Annotated in this window: 21 protein-coding genes; 16 read left to right on the forward strand and 5 right to left on the reverse strand. The window is 58.4% G+C overall.

Annotated features, from left to right (window positions below; translation table 11 throughout):
* The first annotated feature begins 9 nt into the window (after positions 1 to 9).
* Positions 10 to 870, forward strand: a complete 861-nt coding sequence (locus BN3544_RS08985; RefSeq protein WP_019430395.1) for a SirB1 family protein — start codon at positions 10 to 12, stop codon at positions 868 to 870.
* Positions 871 to 882: 12 nt separating this feature from the next.
* Here the strand turns inward: BN3544_RS08985 and purM are convergent, their stop codons facing one another.
* On the reverse strand, positions 883 to 1,938 hold the full coding sequence (purM, locus tag BN3544_RS08990) for a phosphoribosylformylglycinamidine cyclo-ligase (RefSeq protein WP_019430394.1): 1,056 nt from the start codon (positions 1,936 to 1,938) through the stop codon (positions 883 to 885).
* 156 nt (positions 1,939 to 2,094) lie between these two features.
* On the opposite strand from purM, the gene BN3544_RS08995 reads away from it, so the two are divergent.
* The 8 genes from BN3544_RS08995 to BN3544_RS09030 all read left to right on the forward strand — a co-directional run bounded on the left by BN3544_RS08995 (position 2,095) and on the right by BN3544_RS09030 (position 8,751).
* Positions 2,095 to 3,186 carry an AI-2E family transporter gene (locus BN3544_RS08995; protein WP_019430393.1) on the forward strand — a complete coding sequence of 364 codons (1,092 nt, stop codon included), beginning with the start codon at positions 2,095 to 2,097 and terminating at the stop codon, positions 3,184 to 3,186.
* Entirely contained in the window at positions 3,183 to 3,869 is a 687-nt protein-coding gene (gene hda, locus BN3544_RS09000; protein ID WP_019430392.1) for a DnaA regulatory inactivator Hda, read from the forward strand. The genes BN3544_RS08995 and hda overlap by 4 nt, the downstream gene beginning before the upstream one ends.
* Entirely contained in the window at positions 3,866 to 4,534 is a 669-nt protein-coding gene (locus BN3544_RS09005) for a histidinol-phosphatase (protein WP_019430391.1), read from the forward strand. The genes hda and BN3544_RS09005 overlap by 4 nt, the downstream gene beginning before the upstream one ends.
* Positions 4,531 to 6,105 (forward strand): polynucleotide adenylyltransferase PcnB, encoded by a 1,575-nt coding sequence (gene pcnB, locus BN3544_RS09010; protein WP_019430390.1) that lies wholly within the window; start codon positions 4,531 to 4,533, stop codon positions 6,103 to 6,105. Before BN3544_RS09005 ends, pcnB begins: the two co-directional genes overlap by 4 nt.
* 30 nt (positions 6,106 to 6,135) lie before the next feature.
* A complete protein-coding gene (folK, locus tag BN3544_RS09015; RefSeq protein ID WP_019430389.1) occupies positions 6,136 to 6,615 on the forward strand; it encodes a 2-amino-4-hydroxy-6-hydroxymethyldihydropteridine diphosphokinase in 480 nt (159 codons plus the stop codon).
* Positions 6,612 to 6,974 (forward strand): DMT family protein, encoded by a 363-nt coding sequence (locus BN3544_RS09020; RefSeq protein ID WP_019430388.1) that lies wholly within the window; start codon positions 6,612 to 6,614, stop codon positions 6,972 to 6,974. The genes folK and BN3544_RS09020 overlap by 4 nt, the downstream gene beginning before the upstream one ends.
* Positions 6,975 to 7,068: 94 nt before the next feature.
* Positions 7,069 to 7,716 (forward strand): DUF47 domain-containing protein, encoded by a 648-nt coding sequence (locus BN3544_RS09025; RefSeq protein ID WP_019430387.1) that lies wholly within the window; start codon positions 7,069 to 7,071, stop codon positions 7,714 to 7,716.
* A gap of 21 nt (positions 7,717 to 7,737) precedes the next feature.
* Complete coding sequence (locus tag BN3544_RS09030) at positions 7,738 to 8,751, forward strand: inorganic phosphate transporter (protein ID WP_019430386.1); 1,014 nt, start codon at positions 7,738 to 7,740, stop codon at positions 8,749 to 8,751.
* Between the two features lie 81 nt (positions 8,752 to 8,832).
* Here the strand turns inward: BN3544_RS09030 and BN3544_RS09035 are convergent, their stop codons facing one another.
* Positions 8,833 to 9,279 carry a TM2 domain-containing protein gene (locus BN3544_RS09035; protein WP_019430385.1) on the reverse strand — a complete coding sequence of 149 codons (447 nt, stop codon included), beginning with the start codon at positions 9,277 to 9,279 and terminating at the stop codon, positions 8,833 to 8,835.
* Positions 9,280 to 9,287: 8 nt separating this feature from the next.
* A complete protein-coding gene (locus tag BN3544_RS09040; protein WP_019430384.1) occupies positions 9,288 to 9,809 on the reverse strand; it encodes a GNAT family N-acetyltransferase in 522 nt (173 codons plus the stop codon).
* Positions 9,810 to 9,946: 137 nt separating this feature from the next.
* Between BN3544_RS09040 and rpsP the strand changes: the two genes are divergently transcribed.
* The 4 genes from rpsP (at position 9,947) to rplS (ending at position 12,159) form a co-directional block, all read left to right on the forward strand.
* The gene (gene rpsP, locus BN3544_RS09045; protein WP_019430383.1) at positions 9,947 to 10,198 is read left to right on the forward strand and encodes a 30S ribosomal protein S16; all 252 of its coding nucleotides are present in this window, start codon (positions 9,947 to 9,949) and stop codon (positions 10,196 to 10,198) included.
* Positions 10,199 to 10,214: 16 nt separating this feature from the next.
* A complete protein-coding gene (rimM, locus tag BN3544_RS09050) occupies positions 10,215 to 10,832 on the forward strand; it encodes a ribosome maturation factor RimM (RefSeq protein WP_059355991.1) in 618 nt (205 codons plus the stop codon).
* Between the two features lie 29 nt (positions 10,833 to 10,861).
* Complete coding sequence (trmD, locus tag BN3544_RS09055) at positions 10,862 to 11,659, forward strand: tRNA (guanosine(37)-N1)-methyltransferase TrmD (protein ID WP_019430382.1); 798 nt, start codon at positions 10,862 to 10,864, stop codon at positions 11,657 to 11,659.
* 116 nt (positions 11,660 to 11,775) lie between these two features.
* On the forward strand, positions 11,776 to 12,159 hold the full coding sequence (rplS, locus tag BN3544_RS09060) for a 50S ribosomal protein L19 (RefSeq protein WP_019430381.1): 384 nt from the start codon (positions 11,776 to 11,778) through the stop codon (positions 12,157 to 12,159).
* Between the two features lie 175 nt (positions 12,160 to 12,334).
* Here rplS and BN3544_RS09065 read toward each other — a convergent pair whose 3' ends face one another.
* Together BN3544_RS09065 and orn are read right to left on the reverse strand one after the other, a co-directional pair.
* Positions 12,335 to 14,440, reverse strand: a complete 2,106-nt coding sequence (locus BN3544_RS09065) for a DEAD/DEAH box helicase (protein ID WP_019430380.1) — start codon at positions 14,438 to 14,440, stop codon at positions 12,335 to 12,337.
* Positions 14,441 to 14,693: 253 nt separating this feature from the next.
* On the reverse strand, positions 14,694 to 15,284 hold the full coding sequence (gene orn / locus BN3544_RS09070; protein WP_019430379.1) for an oligoribonuclease: 591 nt from the start codon (positions 15,282 to 15,284) through the stop codon (positions 14,694 to 14,696).
* Positions 15,285 to 15,349: 65 nt separating this feature from the next.
* Between orn and BN3544_RS09075 the strand changes: the two genes are divergently transcribed.
* From BN3544_RS09075 to rsgA, 3 genes are read left to right on the forward strand one after another with little or no spacing between them, the layout of a single operon-like run.
* Positions 15,350 to 16,609 carry a M48 family metallopeptidase gene (locus BN3544_RS09075; RefSeq protein WP_019430378.1) on the forward strand — a complete coding sequence of 420 codons (1,260 nt, stop codon included), beginning with the start codon at positions 15,350 to 15,352 and terminating at the stop codon, positions 16,607 to 16,609.
* On the forward strand, positions 16,606 to 16,917 hold the full coding sequence (locus tag BN3544_RS09080; protein ID WP_019430377.1) for a 4a-hydroxytetrahydrobiopterin dehydratase: 312 nt from the start codon (positions 16,606 to 16,608) through the stop codon (positions 16,915 to 16,917). Before BN3544_RS09075 ends, BN3544_RS09080 begins: the two co-directional genes overlap by 4 nt.
* A gap of 6 nt (positions 16,918 to 16,923) precedes the next feature.
* Positions 16,924 to 17,904: a ribosome small subunit-dependent GTPase A gene (gene rsgA / locus BN3544_RS09085; RefSeq protein ID WP_019430376.1), complete on the forward strand. Its 981-nt coding sequence runs from the start codon at positions 16,924 to 16,926 to the stop codon at positions 17,902 to 17,904.
* Positions 17,905 to 17,907 lie beyond the last annotated feature (3 nt).

Consider the following 17,907-nt stretch of genomic DNA (forward strand, 5'->3'; position numbering starts at 1 on the left):
GGCACATTCATGAACCTCAACTTCGCCACACCGTCGCCCCTAGATTACTTTGCCAGTTTGGTGCAAAGTGATGCGGATTTTCCTGTTTTGGAGGCCGCTGCCAGTTTGGCCCAAGACGAGGAGCCCACACTGGATGTGCAGCAGGTGTTGGACGATGTGGCCCGTCTGCTCAAAAGAATCACAGCCCGTGTGCCCAACGAGGCCGACGACTTGACGCGGTTGGCCATCTTGACCCAAGTGTTTTACAAAGAAATGGGTTTTGGCGTCAATGCCAACGATTACTACGCCCCAGAAAACAGTTATCTGAACGAAGTCTTGCGCACGCGGCGTGGTTTGCCGATTTCACTGGCCGTGATCTGGTTGGAGTTGGCCCAAGGTTTGGGTTTGTACGCGCAGGGCGTTTCGTTTCCGGGTCATTTTTTGGTCAAAGTCACGCTGCAAGGCGGCTTGGTGGTGCTGGACCCGTTGACGGGTGAGTCTTTGGGCATCGACAACCTGGCCGAACGCCTGGGGCCTTATCGCAGCCCAGAAGACAAGTCTTCTGCCGCTGATCTGGACGATGGCGAAACCCCCATGGGCCTGTATTTGCAGCCCTGTCCATCGCGTGATTTGCTGGCCCGCATGCTGCGCAATCTCAAAGAGGTTTTCCGTTCTCAACAAGACTGGCCACGCATGCTGAATGTGTTGGACAGGCTGATCGTGCTCTTGCCTGCCATTTGGTCTGAGCGGCGTGACCGGGGTTTGGTGTTGGCCGAACTGGGCCGCAAGCACGAAGCTTTGCAAGACCTGCAGATGTATTTGCAAGCCGAGCCTTCGGCCCCAGATCAGGATGCGCTGAGAGACCGCATCAGCGCGCTCTCAAGCACCTGAGTTGTCGCCCTCTCAGGCCACCACGACCTGAGCGCCACTGCCTTGGGGCGCGATTTGGCCGATGACGTGCACCTGCTCACCCGCTGCACGCAGGGTTTGGGCGCAGGCTTGGGCGTCTGCGGCCGCCACCACCACCACCATGCCGATGCCATTGTTGAAGGTGCGGTTCATCTCGGTGTCGTCGATGCCCGCTGTTTGTTGTAACCAAGCAAACAGTTCGGTCTGAGGCCAGCTGCCTTTTTGCAGGTGAGCGGCCAGGCCTTCGGGCAGAACACGGGGAATGTTTTCCAGCAAGCCGCCACCGGTGATGTGGGCCAGCGCCTTGATGCCCGAAGACGACTCGGAGTTTGTGGGATGGGCCGCCAACGCGGCCAACACGTTCAACACGTAGATGCGGGTCGGCTCCATCAAGGCTTGCTTGAAGGGCTTGCCATCCAGCGTGGCCGGGGTGTTGTTGCCTGCGCGCTCGATGCACTTGCGCACCAAGCTAAAGCCGTTGGAGTGCACGCCACTCGAAGCCAGCCCCAGCACCACATCGCCTGCTTGGACGTTTTGGCCTGTCAGGATTTTGGATTTTTCGACCGCCCCGACCGCAAAACCAGCCAAGTCGTATTCGCCGGCGGGGTACATGCCGGGCATCTCTGCCGTTTCGCCGCCGATCAGGGCGCAGCCCGACAGCTCGCAGCCTTTGGCAATGCCGCCCACCACCGCAGCGGCGGTGTCCACATCCAGCTTGCCGCAGGCAAAGTAGTCAAGGAAAAACAAGGGCTCGGCCCCTTGCACCAGCACGTCGTTCACGCTCATGGCCACCAGGTCGATGCCCACGGTGTCGTGCATATGCCATTCAAAGGCCAACTTGAGCTTGGTGCCCACACCATCAGTGCCGCTCACGAGCACAGGTTCTTTGTAGCGCTTGGGCACTTCAAACAGAGCGCCAAAACCGCCGATGCCCGCCAGCACGCCATCGCGCATGGTTTTTTTGGCCAAAGGCTTGATGCGCTCGACCAAGGCGTCGCCCGCAACGATGTCGACACCGGCGTCTTTGTAGGAAAGTGGAGTTTGACTCATGGTTTTGGCCCGAAAGGGGCAGTAAATAAGGAACGGGGGGCCAATAAACGGGCTGGCAGACTAAAATCAGCGCTTATTTTAAGGGTTGACCCTGACCGATTTGGACAGCCCGCCGCAAAAGACGAGACCCCCTTGCAAGCACCCCTTCCATTTTTGATGACCCGTCTGGCCGCTTGGCTGGGCGTGGCCTTGGTCGTGGCCCTGGTTTTTTGGTTGCTGGCACCGGTGTTGGCCCCCTTTGTGGTGGCCGCCGTCATGGCCTACGTCTTGCACCCCTTGGTCCTTCGGTTAGAGGGTTTGTCCAAAGGCCGTTTGCCCCGCGCCTTGGCTGTGGTGTTGGTCGAAGCTCTGGCCATTTTGTCGCTGCTGGGCATCTTGCTGCTGTTGGTGCCCATCTTGGCCAGAGAGTGGCCCTTGCTGCATCAGCAACTGCCCGTCTTGTTGGACCGTTTGGGCGACGCCATTAACCCCGTCTTGACCCAGCTGGGTTTGAATGTGTCGCTTGATTTGCGTGACTTGAAAACCCAATTGGTGGCTTACCTGAGTGCCAACCGTGAAGACTGGTGGGCACCGCTGATGTCTTCGCTCAAGCTCGGGGGCAGCGCGGCCTTGGCATTGATGGGCTACGCCGTGCTGGTGCCGGTGGCCTTGTTTTATCTGTTGCACGACTGGACACGCTTGGTGAACAGCGTGACCGAGTTGGTGCCGCCCGCCTGGCGTGCCACGTTTGACAGCTTCATGCAGGAAAGCGACTCTGTGCTGGGTGAATATCTGCGTGGGCAATTGGGGGTCATGCTGGCCTTGGCGGTGTTTTACGCCGTGGGCTTGCGGCTGTTTGGTTTGGATTTGGCCCTGCCGATTGGCGTGTTCACGGGCTTGGCCGTGTTTGTGCCTTATTTGGGTTTTGGTGTGGGGCTGGTGCTGGCTTTGTTGGCGGGCCTGCTGCAATTTGCATCTGCCCAAGCGCTGGTCATGGTGGCCGTGGTGTTTGGTTTGGGGCAGTTGATCGAGAGTTTTGTGCTCACGCCTCGCCTGGTGGGTGAGCGAATTGGTCTGCACCCCTTGGCCGTCATTTTGGCCTTGATGGCCTTTGGTCAAGTGTTGGGCTTTGTGGGTGTCTTGATTGCGTTACCCGCCAGCGCTGTGTTGCTGGTGGCTCTGCGCCGCCTGCGCGTGCGCTATCTGCAAAGTGATCTGTACCAAAAAAGTGGTTCACTTGATGCGGATCAGGGGCCTGACTCGGCATGAAGCAACTGGCTTTGGACATCGGTCTGGCATCCACCCCCACGCTGGACAATTTTTTCGCCGGACCCAACGAAGCGGCTTTGGCGCACCTGCGTTTGTGGACCGCCTCCAACAGCCGTTCACCCGTGCCCAGTTACCTCTGGGGCGAGAGCGGTTCGGGCAAAACCCATTTGTTGCACGCGGTTCACCACGCCCTTAAAGAGCAGGGTGCGCAAGTGGGTTGGCTCGATGCACACACGCTGAACCCGCCCGAATTCAACGACGACTGGACGGCGGTGCTGATGGACGATGTGCATTTGTACAACACCGAACAGCAGCACACCGCCTTCAACTGGTTTGTGAATGCCCTGACACCGCGTACAGGTTCGCCGCGTTGGGTGTTGGCTGCAGGCGCTTTGCCGCCAGCCGATCTGAAACTGCGCGACGATCTGCGTTCGCGCCTGGGCTGGGGCCACATCGATGCCCTTCAGGTGCTGGATGAACCTGAGCGCCGAGCCGTGTTGCGCCAAGAGGCTGATGCCCGAGGCCTTTTTTTGAGCGATGAGGTCATGTCTTACATGCTCAATCGCTTTTCGCGTGATCTGGGCAGTTTGATGCAATTGCTCGACAACCTTGACCAATACGCCTTGCAAACGCAGCGCGCCCTGACCATTCCCTTGGTGCGCGCCATGCTGGAGAACGAATGAAACTCGCCTTGTTCGACCTGGACCACACTTTGCTGCCGCTGGACTCGGACCACACTTGGGGCGTTTTCACGACCGAGATGGGCTGGAACGACCCCGCTGTGTTCAGCCAGCGCAATGACGAGTTTTATGCCCACTACCAGGCCGGTACGCTCGATATCCATGATTACGTGCGATTTGCCACCCGTGCCGCCCGCGAGCGCGGGGCGACCGCCGCAGCGCAAGCCCACGCACGCTACATGGACGATGTGATCCGGCCACGCATCACGCCCAAGGCGCTGGCGCTGGTACGATCGCACCAGCACGCAGGCGACACGGTCATGATCGTGACGGCCACCAACGAGTTTGTGACCCGCCCGATTGCCCAGGCTTTCGGGGTGAGTGAGCTGATTGCGGTTGAGCTTGAGCGCGATGCCTCAGGCTGGATCACCGGCGAAATCCAGGGAACCCCTTCATTTCGCGAAGGTAAAGTCACCCGGGTCGCGCAGTGGCTAAGCCAGCAAGGCTTGGATTGGGGCGATGTAGAGATGACTTTCTACTCGGACTCCATGAACGACCTGCCGCTGCTGGAAAAAGCCCACCATCCGGTGGCAACGAACCCTGACGCTCGGTTGCGTCAACTGGCCACAGAACGTGGCTGGCGCATCCTCGAACTCTTTCAAGAATGATCAAACAATTCATCGACAAGCTGATGGGCAAAGCCCCCAAAAGCAACAAGCCCCACTTTGGCCGCCGCACGGAAGTGCCCGCATCGGTGCATGGCATCGACCCCAATTTGGTTGACGAGCGCGCCATCCACGTCACGCGCACCCTGCAGCAAGCCGGTTTTGAGGCTTACATTGTGGGAGGCGCGGTGCGCGATTTGCTGCTGGGCTTGCGCCCCAAAGACTTTGATGTGGCCACTGATGCCACGCCTGAGCAGGTCAAGGGCCTGTTTCGCCGCGCTTTCATCATCGGACGCCGCTTTCGCATCGTGCACGTGGTGTACGGCCGGGGGCGTGACAACGAGGTGATCGAGGTCTCGACCTTTCGAGCGCACTTGGACAATGCTGCGGCCGAACAGGTCAAGGGCAATGAGCGCACCAGCAAGCGCCAACTCGAAGGCATGCACCACGCGGTGGACTCGTCAGGCCGTGTGCTGCGCGACAACGTTTGGGGCCCGCAAGACGAAGACGCCACCCGCCGTGATTTCACCGTCAACGCCATGTATTACGACCCCGAGTCGCAGATTGTGGTGGATTACCACGGCGGTATTCCGGATGCCAAAAAGCGCGTTTTGCGCATGATCGGTGACCCTGTGGCGCGCTACCGGGAAGACCCAGTTCGCATCATCCGTGCGGTGCGTTTTGCCGCCAAGCTCAGCCCTTTGGGTTTCAAGCTCGAAGCCAAAACCGCCAAACCCCTGACGCAGTCGGCCACCTTGCTGGCCGATGTGCCGCAAAGCCGCTTGTTCGATGAGATGCTCAAGCTGCTGCAAACCGGGCATGCCTTGGCCTCTATTGAGCAACTGAAAAAACTGGGGCTGGCCACTGGCATTTACCCCTTGCTCGACGTCGTGGTCGAGCGCGCGCAAAGTGCCTTTGTGCAAGTGGCATTGGCCGATACCGACCGCCGCGTGGGCGAGGGCAAACCTGTTGCGCCGAGCTTTTTGCTGGCCTGTGTGTTGTGGGCCGATGTGCGCGAAGGTTGGGCCAAACGCCTGGCCCGCAAAGAGCACCCGTATCCGGCTTTGCAAGACGCGATTGACGAGGTGTTTGATGCCCGCATTGGCGATGTGTCCGGTCGCGGCAAATTGGCCGCTGACATGCGCGAAATCTGGATGATGCAACCGCGCTTTGAAAAGCGCGTGGGCAGCACGCCGTTTGGCTTGGTCGAGCAGCCGCGCTTTCGGGCTGGCTTTGACTTTTTGCGCTTGCGAGCCGACATCGAAGAGATTGATTTGCGCTTGGCCGACTGGTGGCAAGAATTCAGCATGGCCAGTGACGCCGAGCGCGAAGACCTGGTGCAAGCGGCCAAAGCCGAGCAAGCGGTTTCGCAAGCAGCCAAACCCCGTGTGCGCCGAGCGCCCAGGCCCGAAGGTGCTGCGGCACCACGACCCTCGGCCGTCCCAAGTGATGCGAGCCCTGCAGCACCTTCATCCGATGTGGGTGATGACGACGCGCCCAAAAAACGGCGTCGCCGTCGTCGCAAGCCCGGTGCAGCCGGTGAGCAAGCTGGGGATTCGGGCAGCGCTGAATAAGCCTGCGCCTTCTTGTTCATACCTGCCAACATGCGAGATCCCGTGACCGCTTACGTGGCACTTGGGGCCAATTTGGGCGATGCCCTGCAGTCGGTGTTGCATGCGCTGGATGCGCTGGCGCTGTTGCCCGGCACGCGCGTCACAGGGCGCTCCCGGCTTTACCGAACGGCCCCCTATGAAGCCCAGGGACCTGATTTCATCAACGCGGTGGCGCAGATCGAGACCCGTTTGAGCGCCCCTGCTTTGCTCGATGCCTTGCAGGCACTCGAACGGCTGGCCGGGCGTGAGCGGCCTTACGTCAATGCACCACGCACGCTGGATTTGGACCTGCTCTTCTATGGCCACGCCAGCATGAGCAGCCCGCGCTTGACTTTGCCGCACCCGCGCTGGCGTGAGCGCGCATTTGTGCTGCGGCCCTTGGCCGACCTAGCGCCTGGCTGGGTGACAGCCGAAGATTGGGCACGTGTGGCAGATCAGACCATTGGTGTTTTGCCGGAGCCACCAGCATGACGATCTTCACCAATTTGCCGATTTCGTTGCAGACGATTTTGCTTTTGCTGGCCAGCAACGTTTTCATGACTTTTGCCTGGTACGGCCACTTGCGCAATATGGCCACCGCGCCTTGGTATGCGGCTGCATTGGTGAGCTGGGGCATTGCTTCAATGGAGTACATGTTCCAGGTCCCCGCCAACCGCATTGGCCATACGCAATTCAGCGTGGGCCAGCTCAAGATCATGCAAGAGGTCATTACCTTGAGTGTTTTCGTACCTTTTGCGATTTTTTACCTCAAAGAGCCGTTCAAGCTGGATTACCTCTGGGCGGCCTTGTGCATGGTGGGTGCGGTTTATTTTATTTTCCGCAACGCATAAGTATTTCTGCGCATTCCAGTGCAAACCGAGCGGTTAAACTCGCCGCTGTCACAAAACCGTCACGTCAGATTCTTTTCCTTATCAGGAGCTTCCCATGCTGTTTGGCAAATTGCTGCCCAAAGAAGGCAACTTCTTCGAACTGTTCAATCAACACGCGGAGCGCATTGTTGAAGCGGCTCGGGCTTTCTCGAATCTGGTGGCCAATTACAACGATGTGCACCTGCGTGAAAAGTACAACCGCGATGTGGACAACGCCGAGCATGCTGCAGACCGCGTGACACAAGAAGTCAACCGCCTGATCCACACCACGTTCATCACCCCCATCGACCGTGAACAAATCCACGCCCTCATCAACTTGATGGACGACGTGGCCGACTTGATTCAGGACTCGGCTGAAACCATGGCGCTGTATGACGTGCGTCACATGACCGAAGAAATTTCGCGTCTGACCGATTTGTCGGTGCGTTGCTGTGAACGTGTGCAAGATGCGGTCAAATTGTTGGCCCGCATTGGTGAGCCCGCGGTGGCCGAATCGGCGCTCAAAACTTGCGAAGAAATCGACCGTTTGGAGTCTGACGCCGATCGCGTGATGCGCAGCGCCATGAGCAAGCTGTTTCGTGACGAACCCGATGTGCGCGAAATCATCAAGCTCAAGGCCATTTACGAACTGTTGGAAACGATCACCGACAAGTGCGAAGACGTGGCCAATCAGATCGAGGGCATCGTCCTCGAGAATTCCTGATCTTCAACCGGACTCCTGACTATGGAAACCGTACAAGCCGCCTTGTGGGTGGTGATCTTGCTGGTCGCCCTGGCGTTGGTCTTTGACTTCATGAACGGGTTTCATGATGCCGCCAATTCGATTGCAACCGTGGTGTCCACGGGTGTTCTCAAACCGGCCCAGGCAGTGGTGTTCGCTGCCTTTTTCAACTTCATCGCTATTTTCATCTTCCACCTCAGTGTGGCGGCCACTGTGGGTAAAGGCATTGTCCAGCCGGGCATTGTGGACACCCATGTGGTGTTTGGCGCCTTGGTGGGTGCCATCACCTGGAACATCATCACCTGGTACTACGGTATACCCAGCAGTTCTTCGCATGCCCTGATTGGTGGCATTGTGGGCGCGGTCATTGCCAAAGCAGGGGCAGGCGCCTTGGTGTCCACGGGCATCATGAAAACGGTGGCCTTCATCTTTGTCTCGCCCTTGTTGGGGTTTTTGCTGGGCTCGTTGATGATGGTGGCGGTGGCGCATATTTTCAGACGTGCCAGACCTTCAAAGGTGGATAAATGGTTCCGCCGTTTACAGCTCATTTCTGCTGGCGCCTACAGCTTGGGACATGGCGGTAACGACGCCCAAAAAACCATTGGCATCATCTGGATGATGTTGATTGCCACAGGCTACGCCACCGCAGCCGATACCTCGCCGCCAGGTTGGGTCATTGTCTGTTGCTACTTGGCGATTGGACTGGGCACCATGTTTGGGGGATGGCGCATTGTCAAAACGATGGGTCAAAAAATCACCAAACTCAAACCAGTGGGTGGTTTTTGCGCCGAGACGGGTGGCGCCATGACCTTGTTCTTGGCCACGGCCTTGGGCATTCCAGTGTCGACCACTCACACCATCACGGGTGCGATTGTGGGTGTGGGCTCTACCCAACGCGCCAGCGCTGTGCGCTGGGGTGTTGCAGGCAACATTGTCTGGGCTTGGGTCTTGACCATTCCTGCCAGCGCTTTTGTGGCCGCAGTCGCTTATTGGGTCAGTTTCAAGGTTTTCGATTGAAAACCTGAGCAGTTGATGCTGGTGATGTCAACCCGCATGGGCTAATCCACAAAACCGCCTGAAGTTATTCAGGCGGTTTTTTTATTGGCTGATTTGCCGGGCCGCTTCAATTTGGTATTCGAAATACCGTTGGAATGTAAAGGCCAGGCTCGACATCAGAACCGCAGTGCCGATGAGCAAGGCAATGGCAATGCCAATAACCGTGCCCCAGTTGGTTTGCCCAGTCGCGGCCAGCGCATCGGCTTCGGGGTTGAATTTGGTATTCCATTTTTCGGTGGACATCAGGCCGTACACGATGGCATTCAAGGCACAGCCCGCCATCGTGAAGCCCAGCAGCGGAATCAACAACCAGCTCAACTTGTCGTCTTGGCCCAGTTGCTGGACCCGTTCCACCCCGTAAATCCCGAGTGCGGTTGGTATCGGCAGGAGCCACGCCAGCATGTCGGTAAAGCCGTACAAATAAAAGCGGTGCAGGCCCAAAGGCCCTCCCCAAAATGCCAACCAAGTCGCGTTTGTTTTGTTTTTCATGGTGTCGATTATTGCGGAGTGGTGCTGTCACCAGCGCCCAAAGGCTTTTCCATCATCACAACGTCAAGCCAGCGGTCGAATTTCCAGCCGCATGACTTGAGCACGCCCACATGGCTGAAGCCCAAAGCCGAGTGCACGCCAATCGATCCAGCATTGGCCGAGTCGCCGATGACGGCCAGAAACTTTCGCACGCCAACGCGTTCGGCCTGAGTGCACAACTCTGCCAGCAGAGCGCGGCCCATGCCTTTGCGGTGAGCGTCTGGGGCCATGTAAATGGAATCCTCGGCTGAAAACCGGTAGGCCGGACGGGGCTTGAACCAGTTGCAATAGGCAAAGCCCATCACAAGACCTTCATCTTCGACCACCAAATAGGGCAATCCCTTGGCCAGCACATCGGCGCGTCGACTGGCCATGTCGGCCTCGGTTGGGGGATCGATCTCAAAGGTTCCGGTCCCCGTGAGCACATGGTGACGGTAAATGGCGGTGATGGCGGCGATATCTTCGTCGCGGGCAGGGCGGATCAGAGGCAAGGCAAGGCTCCCGTTGTATAATGGTGGGCTTTTCAGTGTGTCACTGGCCGGGTGGCCAGTTGCGTGTCTCAAACGCTGAAGGATACCGGGCGTCTCGGCATTTGTTCCGAAGATACCCAACCACCCAAGGATAAATCATGGTTGTTATTCGTTTGAACCGCGGCGGCTCTAAAGCACGTCCATTCTTCAACATCGTCGTTGCTGACAAGCGCGTGCGTCGCGATGGTCGCTTCCTCGAGCGCATCGGTTTCTACAACCCCACAGCCAAAGGTGGCGAAGAAGGTCTGCGCATTGCACAAGACCGCCTGACCTACTGGAAGAGCGTTGGCGCTCAGGCTTCCCCCACTGTGGAACGTCTGATTCGTCAAGCTGGCAAAGCAGCCGCCTGATCGGCTCGCCTTGGCCATGCGTCCCCCTTTGGAAACAGCCGCACTGCCGGCTGACGCCATCGAAATCGGGCGCATAGCCGATGCTTGGGGCATCAAAGGCTGGTTCAAGGTCTTGCCCCACAGCGCCTCGCCAGAGGCGCTTTTTTCTTCCAAGCGCTGGTTTTTATTGCCGCCCGATCGGCCCATGAAACCCAAACGCGCAAGCGAGGCCGCAGCCGCTGCCTCTTTGCTGCAGGCTTGGACGGAGCCCTTGCTCCTGAATATCAAAGAAGTCAAAGACCATTCCAACACGGTGGTCGCCTGTGCCCACGATCTCAATGACCGCAATGCGGCCGAGGCCCTGCGTGGTGCGCGCATCTTTGTGCCCCGTTCAAGTTTTCCTACCGCGGCTGATGGCGAGTATTACTGGGTCGACCTGATCGGCTTGCAGGTGTTCAACCGCGAAGGCGTTGACCTCGGCCAAGTGCGGGACCTCATGTCCACCGGACCTCAAACCGTGTTGGTCATTGAAGCTGCCCCTGAAATCGAAGGTGGCAAGCCTGTCGAGCGCATGATCCCCTTCGTGGCGGCGTTTGTGGATGGTGTCGACTTGCCGGGCAAGCGCATCACTGTTGATTGGCAGCCCGACTACTGAGCGGCTCCCGGCCGTGGAGGGCCATCCCCATGCGCTTTGACATCATCACCCTGTTTCCCGAACTGTTCGCGCCGCTGTTGATCAGCGGTATCACACGCCGTGCCTACGAAAGTGGCTTGGTGGATGTGCATTTGTGGAATCCCCGCGACCACGCCGAAGGCAATTACCGCAGGGTGGACGACCGTTCTTTTGGCGGCGGACCTGGCATGGTCATGCTGGCCGAGCCCCTGTTCAAGTGCCTCACGGCCATTCGCGCAGAACGTCAAGAGGCCAATCCTGCCCCTCTGGTGCTGTTTTCTCCCATTGGGCAGGCCCTGAACCATTCTGCGGTCGAGCAGTGGTCGCACAGCGCGGGGGCCGTGTTGTTGTGTGGCCGCTACGAAGGCGTCGACCAGCGTTTCATTGACCAATATGTGGACCAGCAAATCAGCTTGGGAGACTTTGTGCTGTCGGGCGGTGAAATCGCGGCCATGGCTTTACTGGACGCGGTGGCCCGACTGCAGCCGGGTGTGCTCAACGATGAAGGCAGCCACCAGTTGGACAGCTTCAACCCAGCACTGGATGGTTTGCTGGACAGTCCTCATTACACGAGGCCTGAGGTTTGGCAAAACCACGCTGTTCCGGCTGAGTTGATGTCAGGCCATCACGCACACATCGCACGTTGGCGACGCGAGCAAAGTCTTCGTTTGACGTCGTTGCATCGTCCTGAATTGCTGGAACAAGCCCGTTTGTTGGGCAAGTTGAGCCGCCAGGATGAGGCTTACCTGAAAACGAGCCAGAGCCGCGCGGATATCAAAAATCCCAGTCACGGTTCTAAAAAGCTATAATCAAAGGCTTTTCGATCCTCTACCCGCCGCGATTTGGCTCAGTCATGCATTTAGCATGGCCTTTACAGCACAGAACGCCCCTTGTGTAGCGAGGCATGATCGGACGGAGTTCAAAAATGAATTTGATTCAAACTCTTGAGCAGGAAGAAATTGCCCGTTTGGGTAAAGTGCTTCCTGAATTTGCCCCCGGCGACACCGTGATCGTCAGCGTCAACGTGGTTGAGGGCGCGCGCAAGCGTGTCCAGGCCTACGAAGGTGTTGTGATCGCCAAGCGTAACCGTGGTCTGAACAGCGGCTTCACCGTGCGCAAGATCTCCAGTGGCGAAGGCGTGGAACGTACGTTCCAGACCTACAGCCCTGTGATCGCCAGCATCGAAGTCAAGCGTCGTGGTGATGTTCGCCGCGCCAAGCTGTACTACCTGCGTGACCGCAGCGGCAAGTCGGCACGTATCAAAGAAAAGTTGCCACAGCGCAAAGCAGCTCCTGCTGTCAAAGCGTAAAGCCTTTTCGGCCATGCGAAAAAACCGCCCGGGTTTGCACCCAGGGCGGTTTTTTTATGGCCGGTTCTAAACCACGAGCCATGAAACCGGCAGGCCATGAAAAAAGGCCTTGCCGGTGAAGGCAAGACCTTTTCAAGGACCTTGAAGTCCAGGGCTTAGCCCCAGAACAGGATGATTAACCGCGTGTGATTTTCAGCACGCGAGTGCCGCCACGTTTGCCCGCAGGGCCTTCGCCCGCTGCCGCGTGGGGTTTGAAGTTGCTGGCACCAAATTGCTTGGGGCCACGACCAAACTTGTCACCCGCAGCGCCAGCGCCGCGAGGTGCTGGGCGAGCTGCGTTGCGGTTGTCACCGCCGCGTTCTTCCCAACGACCACCTTGACGCGGACCATCCTGGCGAGCGTCTTGACGTGGCGCAGGGCGGCTGTCACCGCGATCCCAAGGGTGGGCTGGGGCAGCACGCTGCTCGAAGCGGTCACCACCACGGTTGTCATTGCGGTTGTCACCGCGGGGCGCGTCAAAACGGCCACCTTCTTTGCGCTGGTCGAAGCGGGGTTCGCTGCGCTGCTCAAAACGGGGCTGTTCATCGCGGAAGTTGCCACGGGGTGCGCGGTTGTCGAAACCACCGCCATCGCGGTCACGGTTGCCGCCAAAGTCACGACCACCAGCGGGTGGACGACCACCGCGGAAGCCACCACCTGCGTTGGCGTAGTTGCGTTCGCCACCAAAGCGGTCACCGCCACGGCCCATGGGCTTGCGTGCTTCGGGCATGCGCACTTTGGGCTCCAGACCTGGAATCACTTCGGCCTTAAATGGCTGGCGTGTGTAGGACTCGATGTCACCGATTTTGCGACGGTCACGGATCTCGGCAAAAGTCACGGCCAAGCCATCGCGGCCAGCGCGGCCTGTGCGGCCGATGCGGTGGGTGTAATCTTCGGCCTTCATCGGCAAGCCGAAGTTGAAGACGTGGGTGATGGTGGGCACGTCGATGCCGCGAGCTGCGACGTCGGTAGCGACCAAAATCTGGACCTGGCCATTGCGCAGCGCCATCAGGCGGCGGTTGCGCATGCCTTGGCTCAAAGCACCGTGCAGGGCCACAGCCGAGAAGCCGTCTTGCTGCAGGTCGGCGGCCAGGCCGTCGCACTCGATTTGTGTGCTGGAGAACACGATGGCTTGGTCAATGGTGGCGTCACGCAACCAGTGGTCGAGCATCTGGCGCTTGTGTTGCGCGTTGTCGGCCCAGAAGAGCACTTGTTTGATGTTGTTGTGCTTTTCTTGCGGGTTGTCGATCTGGATTTTCTGGACCGAAGAACCACCGTCGTGCATCACGCGCATGGCCAGTTGCTGAATGCGCGGGGCAAACGTCGCACTGAACATCATGGTCTGGCGACGCTGGCTGGTCATGTCGTTGATGTCGGCCAGGTCGTCCGAGAAGCCCAGGTCGAGCATGCGGTCGGCTTCGTCCACCACCAAGAACTGGACTTGGTCCAGCTTGATTTGCATGGAGCGTTGCAGGTCGAGCAAACGGCCTGGGGTGGCCACGACCAGATTGGCGTTTTGCAGCTTGGCAATTTGCAATTGGTAAGGAATGCCGCCGACCACGTTGGCCACGCGCAGGCCGCGTGTGTGCTTGACCAGCTCGATGGCGTCTTGTGCCACCTGTTGGGCCAATTCACGGGTAGGGCACAGGATCAGGGCGCCAGGGGTTGGGGCCTTGAAGTTGCGAGGGTTGGTCGGGTCTTTGCGCTTGGAACGCTTGGGGGCTGGCTCGCCCTTGGCTGCGGCATCGGCGCAGGCTTGGTCAAAGTCGGCGCGCTCGGCAGCTTCTTGTTCGGCCATCTGCTGAATCAAGGTGTGCAAAACGGGCAGCAAGAAGGCCGCGGTTTTGCCGCTGCCGGTCTGACTGGAGACCATCAGGTCGGTGTAGCCATTCGATTTGCCGTCTTTGGAGCCGCCCGCCGTGGGCAAAGCCAAAGGAATGGCGCGCAGTTGCACGGCGGTGGGCTGTGTGTAGCCCAGGTCAGCCACGGCTTGCACCAGTTCTGGGGCCAAGCCCAGTTCGACGAAACCATTGGGCACGTCGGCGGCGACTTCAAGCTCGGTCGTTGCATCGGCGAAAGCCTCTGCAGCAGGGGCCTCTGCAGTTGTGATTTCGGCAGCAGCAGCGACCATGATTTCAGTGGCCAGGTTGGCTGCTGGCGTCACGGATGCGGACTCGGCAGAGATGGAAATGTTTTCGGCAGGCGACAAGTCGTCCTGCACTGTGTTCAAAGTGTCAGTCATGTGTGTAAAAAAACTCGCACGGAACAGCGGCCGCAAGGTATTGCTTAGGCCGCAGGCACCGCAAGGTTGAAAAAACATCAACCATCAAACGGTGCTCGCGAGAGGCGCTGGGCGTGGAGCCTGGCCGCTGTGAGTGACCCTATCGTTGGGTCAAGGCGTGAAGGGAGATGTATGAAACGCTGCTCTCATGTGCAGCGCAGCCTCAAATTATGGCATGGATCAGAAAAAAACGCTAGGGTTTTCCCTGAAAAATTCACAACTTGATGAAATGCTCGCGGTAATGCGCCAATTCATCGATGGATTCGTGCACATCGGCCAGCGCAGTGTGCTTTTGTTGCTTCTTGAACCCCGAATACACCTCCGGCTTCCAGCGGCGTGACAGCTCCTTGAGGGTGCTGACGTCGAGGTTTCGGTAATGAAAAAAGGCTTCCAGCTTGGGCATGAACTTGACCAGAAAGCGGCGGTCCTGGCTGATGGTGTTGCCACACAAGGGCGATGCGCTCTTGGGCAGGTACTTTTTAAGGAACGTGAGAATTTGCGCTTCGGCATCGGCCTCGCTGGTGGTGGAGGCTTTGACTTTGTCGATCAAGCCGCTCTTGCCATGCGTGCCCTTGTTCCAGGCGTCCATCTTGTTCAACAGTTCATCGCTTTGGTGGATGACCAAAACCGGGCCTTCGATGCGGGGCGTCAAGTGGGGACCGGTCACGATGACGGCAATCTCCAGCAGGCGTTCTTTTTCTGGATCGAGGCCGGTCATTTCGCAATCGATCCAGACCAAATTTTGGTCTGATTTGGGCAATTCAATCGCTTCGGCAGTGGTGGAGGGGGTGTTGACTTGAGACATGCCGTGATTGTCGCTGAAGCCAATGGCGCGAAGCGTGATTTCAATCTGCCCTACACTTTGCGCCCATGAATGCATCCCTCACTTTGACCCTGACGCTCGTGTTGGCCTTGCTCGCGCATGTGGCGCTCAAGTTCTGGCTCAATGCTCGCCAGGTTAGGCATGTGGCCCGGCATCGCAGTGCTGTGCCTGCCACCTATGCCGATTCGGTATCGCTGGCTGACCATCAAAAGGCGGCCGATTACACCCTTGCCAAAGCCCGCTTGTCGCAAATAGACATTGCATTGGATGCCGCAGTGCTGTTGGGCTGGACATTGCTGGGTGGGCTGGATGCCCTGAACCAGGTGTTGCTGGACTGGATGGGGCCGGGCATGGCACAGCAAATCGCTTTGGTGTTGGGTTTCAGCTTGCTGGGTGGTCTGATCGGCTTGCCTTTGTCGCTGATGCAAACCTTTGGCGTTGAGCAGCGTTTTGGCTTCAACAAAATCACGCCCAAACTCTGGCTGGCGGACATGGTTAAAGGCCTGGTTTTGGGCCTGGCACTGGGCATGCCGCTGCTGTGGGTGGTGCTTTGGTTGATGCAGGCGGGCGGGGCCTGGTGGTGGCTTTGGGCCTGGGGCGTTTTGGTGGGGTGGCAGCTGTTTTTGATGGCCATTGCACCCAATGTCATCATGCCGCTGTTCAACAAGTTCACCCCGCTGGACGATGAATCGCTCAAGACCCGTGTGCAGGCTCTGATGCAGCGCGCAGGCTTCACAGCCAAAGGCTTTTTTGTGATGGACGGCAGCCGCCGTTCTGCTCATTCGAATGCATTTTTTACTGGCTTTGGTGCCAGCAAGCGGGTGGTGTTTTTTGACACCTTGCTCAAGCAACTGAGCCCATCCGAAATGGAGGCGGTGCTGGCCCACGAATTGGGGCACTTCAAGCACAAGCACATCGTCAAGATGATGGCGACGAGCTTTGCGTTGACCTTGGCTGGCCTGGCACTCTTGGGCTGGTTGGCCCAGCAGGTCTGGTTCTACACGGGCCTCGGCGTCATGCCCAGTTTGTCAGACAGCAACAACGCGCTGGCGCTGGTGCTGTTCATGCTGGTGACCCCTGTGTTCACTTTGTTCTTTGCCCCTGTTGCGTCCTGGCGCTCACGTCAGCAAGAGTTCGAGGCCGATGCTTATGCGGTTTCTCAAACCCCTGGCCAGGATTTGGCGTCTGCCTTGCTCAAGCTGTATCAGGACAACGCATCGACTTTGACGCCTGATCCTGTGTATGTGAAGTTTTACTATTCGCACCCTCCGGCCAGTGAGCGTCTGTTGAGGATGAAAACGGCATGACCCAGCCAGAAGTCCGCGCCCTCAAACCCACCGAAGTCGTCATGGCGCTCAGCCAAGTAACTGGCTGGACTTTGTCGGGCGATGGTGAGCACATCGCCATAGAAAAAACCTTTGTGTTTGACCAGCACAGCCATGCACTGCTTTTCGTCAACAGCGTGGGTTGGTTGTCTGAAAAGCTCAATCACCACCCTGAGCTCGTGCTGAATTACCGCCGCTGTATCGTGCGTTGGCGCACCCACGATGTGCGAGGCCTGAGTCGTCTTGACTTTGAGGCCGCCACCCAAACCGATACCTTGTTACCGACATGAAACTGCATGAGTAAACCCAAACAACACCCGATCACGCCACTGGCTGTCGATCTGGAGCCCGGTCTGGTGGTGGCCACTTACGGTCGGCATTGTCTGGTGGAGACACCCGAAGGCAGGCGCCTGATTTGTCACCCTCGTGGCAAGAAGAACCAAGTGGTGGTGGGCGACCAAGTCCTGTGGCAAATTGCGGGTGACGAAGGCAGCATCGAAAAGCTGCAAGACCGTCGTAATCTGTTTTACCGCCAAGATGAAATTCGTACCAAATCTTTTGCGGCCAACTTGGACCGTGTGCTGATCTTGATCGCTGCCGATCCAGAGTATTCGGAAAGCCAACTGTCGCGGGCCTTGGTGGCCGCTGAGGCCGAGCGCATCACGCCCATCATTGCGCTCAACAAAAGCGATCTGGCGCAGCCCTTTGCCCAAGCCTGGGAACGCTTGGCCCCTTACCGCGCCATGGGTTACAAGGTGATGCCCATCAGCCTGAGCCCGCGCAGCCCAGTGGCCGATGACGGTGTGCAGGCTTTGTGCGCACTTTTACAAGGTCTGACGACCTTGGTGCTGGGGCCATCCGGCAGTGGCAAAAGTACACTCATCAACCGCTTGGTGCCCGATGCGCAGGTGGAAACGGGTGAAATCTCGCTGGCACTCAATTCGGGCAAGCACACCACCACCAGCACGCGCTGGTACTGGGTGCCCGCACTCGACACACCCAACGCAGCACATGCCGCCAGAACGGCTTTGATCGATTCACCCGGATTTCAGGAATTTGGCTTGCACCACATCGAGCCGACCCGACTGGCCGACTGCATGCCCGATTTACGCGCCCATGTGGGAGGCTGCAAGTTTTACAACTGCACGCACTTGCATGAGCCCGGTTGCGCCGTGCTCGCACAGGTTGAAAACGAAGAGCAAAACGGCACCATCAGCGTCCGGCGTCACCGCATCTATGCGCAGTTGTTTGACGAGTTGAGCCAACAGCGCTGGTGAAGA

It is taken from the genome of Limnohabitans sp. Rim47 (genome assembly GCF_001517545.1).
GTDB lineage: Bacteria > Pseudomonadota > Gammaproteobacteria > Burkholderiales > Burkholderiaceae_C > Limnohabitans_A.

Coding starts and splice junctions, on each gene's coding strand:
- BN3544_RS08985 (WP_019430395.1), top strand. CDS start 10: ATGAACCTCAACTTCGCCACACCGTCGCCCCTAGATTACTTTGCCAGT.
- purM (WP_019430394.1), bottom strand. CDS start 1,938: ATGAGTCAAACTCCACTTTCCTACAAAGACGCCGGTGTCGACATCGTT.
- BN3544_RS08995 (WP_019430393.1), top strand. CDS start 2,095: ATGACCCGTCTGGCCGCTTGGCTGGGCGTGGCCTTGGTCGTGGCCCTG.
- hda (WP_019430392.1), top strand. CDS start 3,183: ATGAAGCAACTGGCTTTGGACATCGGTCTGGCATCCACCCCCACGCTG.
- BN3544_RS09005 (WP_019430391.1), top strand. CDS start 3,866: ATGAAACTCGCCTTGTTCGACCTGGACCACACTTTGCTGCCGCTGGAC.
- pcnB (WP_019430390.1), top strand. CDS start 4,531: ATGATCAAACAATTCATCGACAAGCTGATGGGCAAAGCCCCCAAAAGC.
- folK (WP_019430389.1), top strand. CDS start 6,136: ATGCGAGATCCCGTGACCGCTTACGTGGCACTTGGGGCCAATTTGGGC.
- BN3544_RS09020 (WP_019430388.1), top strand. CDS start 6,612: ATGACGATCTTCACCAATTTGCCGATTTCGTTGCAGACGATTTTGCTT.
- BN3544_RS09025 (WP_019430387.1), top strand. CDS start 7,069: ATGCTGTTTGGCAAATTGCTGCCCAAAGAAGGCAACTTCTTCGAACTG.
- BN3544_RS09030 (WP_019430386.1), top strand. CDS start 7,738: ATGGAAACCGTACAAGCCGCCTTGTGGGTGGTGATCTTGCTGGTCGCC.
- BN3544_RS09035 (WP_019430385.1), bottom strand. CDS start 9,279: ATGAAAAACAAAACAAACGCGACTTGGTTGGCATTTTGGGGAGGGCCT.
- rpsP (WP_019430383.1), top strand. CDS start 9,947: ATGGTTGTTATTCGTTTGAACCGCGGCGGCTCTAAAGCACGTCCATTC.
- rimM (WP_059355991.1), top strand. CDS start 10,215: ATGCGTCCCCCTTTGGAAACAGCCGCACTGCCGGCTGACGCCATCGAA.
- trmD (WP_019430382.1), top strand. CDS start 10,862: ATGCGCTTTGACATCATCACCCTGTTTCCCGAACTGTTCGCGCCGCTG.
- rplS (WP_019430381.1), top strand. CDS start 11,776: ATGAATTTGATTCAAACTCTTGAGCAGGAAGAAATTGCCCGTTTGGGT.
- BN3544_RS09065 (WP_019430380.1), bottom strand. CDS start 14,440: ATGACTGACACTTTGAACACAGTGCAGGACGACTTGTCGCCTGCCGAA.
- orn (WP_019430379.1), bottom strand. CDS start 15,284: ATGTCTCAAGTCAACACCCCCTCCACCACTGCCGAAGCGATTGAATTG.
- BN3544_RS09075 (WP_019430378.1), top strand. CDS start 15,350: ATGAATGCATCCCTCACTTTGACCCTGACGCTCGTGTTGGCCTTGCTC.
- BN3544_RS09080 (WP_019430377.1), top strand. CDS start 16,606: ATGACCCAGCCAGAAGTCCGCGCCCTCAAACCCACCGAAGTCGTCATG.
- rsgA (WP_019430376.1), top strand. CDS start 16,924: ATGAGTAAACCCAAACAACACCCGATCACGCCACTGGCTGTCGATCTG.